The organism is Candidatus Marinimicrobia bacterium CG08_land_8_20_14_0_20_45_22, from assembly GCA_002774355.1.
In the GTDB taxonomy this organism is placed as follows: domain Bacteria; phylum Fidelibacterota; class UBA2242; order UBA2242; family UBA2242; genus 0-14-0-20-45-22.
The window spans coordinates 1-3,343 of record PEYN01000154.1 but is presented as its reverse complement, the minus strand read 5'-3'; the positions used below and the strand labels follow the sequence as shown (position 1 = coordinate 3,343).

Here is a 3,343-nt window from a genome sequence, read left to right as displayed (position 1 = left end):
AAACCTCCGGCTTGGGCAATATCGTCTTTTGATAATGCCCGCGCCCGTCGCGCGATTTCGCATCGACTGGATCATTCCACTTTAACCTGTCCGTCAGATCGAGAAAGTCTATCTCATAGCCGAATTTCATCAGATATTTGGCGATGGAAAGCAGTCCGACCGGCTTTGCCCAGAGATCAAACGCGGCGAAGTCGGCAATCCAGGGATTTACAAGCAACAAGCGCTGGTGTTTCATAGTAAAAATCTACAAGGAAAAAGCCGGATAAGAAAAGAGGAAAGACAAAAGAACGTGACGGTGTGCGATTTCAATTCTTTTTTCATGTTTTTCGGTCAGGTAGTTTTTATATTTCTTTGTGATTTTACAGAAATTGAAATTTCATCATCTGCAACCCAAAACGCTGATTTCAATATTCCTGATTTTGGTCTTGCTTCTGTCTCTCAGCGCTTACAGCGAATATATTTCCCGACGACGAAGCGTTACTCAGATGATGTCCGTACTCAGTCAGGGGCTGTCGGAAATTATCCGGAAAGCCGCCGTCAACGCGATTTTAAGTTATGATGCGGTCGAAACGGAGTTCGCCAGCCGCCAGATCGAAGCGCTGCACTTTCTCGATCCGACTGATTTTTCTACCAAAGCGCTCAGACGTTTTGCCAACAGGTACGGCTTCGATCGTGTTCAGATAATCGAGTCAAATGGAGGAAGTATTTCTTCAAACCAATCGTCGGCGTTGTCATTCCCACCACCGATTGCGCTCAAACTACTCGGAAGCAACCTATCGGAGATAATTCTTGGCTGGCAATTCGACTCAACATTAACAACCAATTTGTTCGGAGTCGCTGTCAATTCTGGTAATGGATTCGTTGCGGTCGGTTACAGTCGGGCGCGGCACTTACTGGATTTACGCAAAGAAACTGGTCTTGGCTCGCTGATCAATTCCATCACCCAGGATTCCGGTGTTATATATATTGCCATTCAGGATTCGCTGGGAATCCTTGCGGCAACCGAGGCGGTCGATTCGCTCTCGTCCTTTCCTGCAGATCCGTTTATGCAAACAGTGATTCAGGAAAAATCCTTCCGGTGGCGTATCGATAATTTTCATGATGAAAAAATCTTCGAGGGCGTCTTGCCATTCAATGTTCAGGAATTTTCTTACGGCGCTATCCGAATCGGATTGAATTATCGACCCATTCAGAACATCGAAACAGCGGCTTTTCGTCAAGTCTTCATCCGAATCGGTATTCTGTTTATTATTGGATTCATTCTGGCCGTTTATTCCATTTCCTTACAAAATATCTACCTGTTGGAATCGGAAAAGAAACAAATTACCGATGAAGTCTATCGTCTGCAGGCGGACTTGCGACAGCGCGAAAAACTTAGCGCGATGGGAGAACTTGCCGCGGGTGTCGCTCACGAAATCCGAAATCCGTTAAACGCCATTTCGATGACAATCCAACGATTGGCAAAAGAATTTCCGCCAACGAACGGCGATATGGAACAGGTGCAACTTATTCAATCTGTTCGCAAAGAAATTGCCAGAATTGGAGAAATCATTAATCAATTCCTCGCTTTTGCCCGTCCAGCGCCGCTACAAAAATCACGGCAAAATGCAACAGAACTTATCACAAAAGTTGTGAATATTTACCAAGCAACCTGCGATAGTCGGCGCATCAGGCTAATCTGGCAACAGGTTTCACCGATAAAATCATTCCTCGACAGCGACAAAATAACACAATGTCTGATCAACTTGCTCGAAAATGCGATTTCCGCTACCCCTGATGGCGGACGGATAGAAATTATTTTAAAAAAATCCCAGGGAAAGATCATTATTTCCATTCGCGATACGGGATCGGGAATTTCGCCGGAAAATATCTCGAAAATTTTCAACCTCTATTTTACCACCAAACCAAATGGCACTGGATTCGGACTGGCTCAGGCTTACCAAATTATCAGTGAACATGGCGGAAGTATCGGAGTAAAAAGCAAGGAAAACTTGGGGAGCCAGTTTACTATCACAATTCCCAATCAATAGGAGCGACGTATGATGAATTTGAATATAGTAATAATTGACGACGACAAGGCTCAACGGGACATTCTTTCCGGATACCTGAAAAAAATCGGTTGCCATGTTTTTTCCTGTGAATCCGGCAACAACTGCATCCCAATTCTTGAAAATCAGTCGCTTGACGCGGTGATTACCGATTACCGCATGCCCGGCATGAACGGCATGGAAATCCTTCAACGGGTCAAAGAAATAAATCCCGAGATACAAGTAATTATTCTGACGGCTTTCGGTACAATTCAGGATGCCGTATCCGCTATGAAAAGTGGCGCATGGGATTATTTAACCAAGCCCGTTGATCTTGACGAGCTTGATATAAAATTGCAGAAAATCGCCGGTCACAACACGCTTGTCCGTGAAAACCAACTTCTGCGTAGTCAGATCGCTGATAGTTCTCTATCCACAGAATTAATTTATAAAAGCCAGTCGATCGCCGATGTATTAAACGTTGTCGCCCGTATCGGCGACAGCAAGGCAAGCGTTCTGATTCAGGGAGAAAGCGGAACTGGAAAAGAGATGATCGCGCGCACGATTCATCGCGTTTCCTCCCGCCGCGATAAACCGTTTGTAGCCGTCAACTGTGCGGCAATTCCGGAAACACTATTTGAAAGCGAACTGTTCGGACACGAAAAAGGCGCTTTTACAGGCGCTTATGAACGCACAAAAGGAAGAATAGAAATCGCCGAGAACGGCACGCTTTTTCTCGATGAGGTCGCCGACATTCCCTTGAATTTTCAGGTCAAGCTCCTGCGCGTTATTCAGGAGAAGGAATTTCACCGGCTGGGAAGCTCTCAAACGCTGAAAGCCGACGTGCGACTCGTTTCAGCAACGAATAAGGACATTCAAAAAATGGTTGATTCCGGCTCTTTCCGTGCCGATCTGTTTTTCCGCCTGAATGTCATTCCCATTACGATTCCGCCATTAAGGGAACGACGCGAAGATATTCCGCCTTTGGTCACGCATTTCATCCAAAAACACGCCAGCCTGAATCGTCGGCCGATCACCGGCATTTCCGCCGAAGGATTGAATTCTTTAATGCGGTACGATTACCCCGGAAATGTTCGCGAACTGGAAAATATCATCGAACGCGCAGTTATCTTAGCCCGTTCGACGGTTATCACCACTGACGATCTTCCCCTGAAATCACCCGATGAAAACAATGTAACATTGAATGATTCAATGACGAATCAGGTAGAACAATTGGAAAAACGTTTGATTGCCAAGACACTCGATCTGACACATAACGTCGTTCTTCAAGCCGCTAAGTTATTAGGAGTTTCCGA

The 3,343-nt window shown here is 45.6% G+C and carries 3 protein-coding genes; 2 read left to right on the top strand and 1 reads right to left on the bottom strand.

The window, feature by feature from the left end; translation table 11 throughout:
• Positions 1-220: B12-binding domain-containing radical SAM protein (locus COT43_08805; GenBank protein PIS27774.1), on the bottom strand; the 220-nt coding region annotated here is incomplete at its 3' end.
• Between the two features lie 133 nt (positions 221-353).
• On the opposite strand from COT43_08805, the gene COT43_08800 reads away from it, so the two are divergent.
• On the top strand, positions 354-2,030 hold the full coding sequence (locus tag COT43_08800) for a hypothetical protein (GenBank protein PIS27773.1): 1,677 nt from the start codon (positions 354-356) through the stop codon (positions 2,028-2,030).
• 9 nt (positions 2,031-2,039) lie between these two features.
• A partial coding sequence (locus tag COT43_08795; protein ID PIS27772.1) for a two-component system response regulator occupies positions 2,040-3,343 on the top strand: 1,304 nt, incomplete at its 3' end.